This is a genomic window from Pseudomonas sp. K5002 (genome assembly GCF_013386655.1).
Lineage (GTDB): Bacteria > Pseudomonadota > Gammaproteobacteria > Pseudomonadales > Pseudomonadaceae > Aquipseudomonas.
In genome coordinates this window covers 282-1,024 of the sequence record NZ_JACARK010000131.1, presented here as the reverse complement: position 1 = coordinate 1,024, position 743 = coordinate 282, and the positions used below count along the sequence as shown (strand labels likewise).

The following is a 743-nucleotide window of genomic DNA, read 5'->3' as shown; positions in this document are numbered from 1 at the left end:
ACCCGGTGGCCATCGACAACAACTACAAGATCTGGCGCGCCTTCAACAACCAGTACTGGCCGGCGCATTACTTTGCCGATGCCAAGGGCCAGATCCGCTATCACCATTTTGGCGAGGGTGACTACGCCGAGTCCGAGCGAGTGATCCAGCAACTGCTGCGGGAGGCGGGCGCTACCAAGGTGGCGGGCGGCTTGATCGAAGCCGATGCCAAGGGCATCCAGGCCGCACCGGACATGAGCGAAGTGCAGTCGCCGGAAACCTACCTGGGCTTCCAGCGCGCCGAGAACTTCGTGACCACCGGCACCCTGGGCACCGACAAGGTGGTGAACTACCCGGCAGCCGGCAACCTGGCCTTGAATAACTGGACCCTGGAAGGCCCATGGAACGTCGGCGGCCAGCAAGCCACCCTCGCAGCGGCCAACGGCAAGATCGTCTACCGCTTCCACGCCCGTGACCTGCACCTGGTGCTGGGCCCGGGCGCCGACGGCAAGCCGGTGCGCTTCAAGGTCAGCATCGACGGCCAGGCGCCGGGGGATGCCCACGGCACCGACGTCGCACCGGATGGCAGCGGCACCGTGACCGAACAACGTTTGTATCAACTGGTGCGCCAGCCGGGCGCGGTCAAGGACCGGACCTTCACCATCGAGTTCCTGGACCCGCAAGTGGCGGCCTATGCCTTCACCTTCGGCTAACCCATAGCGAAATTTGGCATGGTTAACCCGATCATGTAGGAGCTGGCTTGC

1 pseudogene is annotated in these 743 nt (G+C 64.2%); it reads left to right on the top strand.

The annotated features are described in order from the left end of the window. Positions 1 to 692: pseudogene (locus tag HX846_RS07885) on the top strand (cytochrome c biogenesis protein DipZ); the annotation flags it as partial. Positions 693 to 743 lie beyond the last annotated feature (51 nt).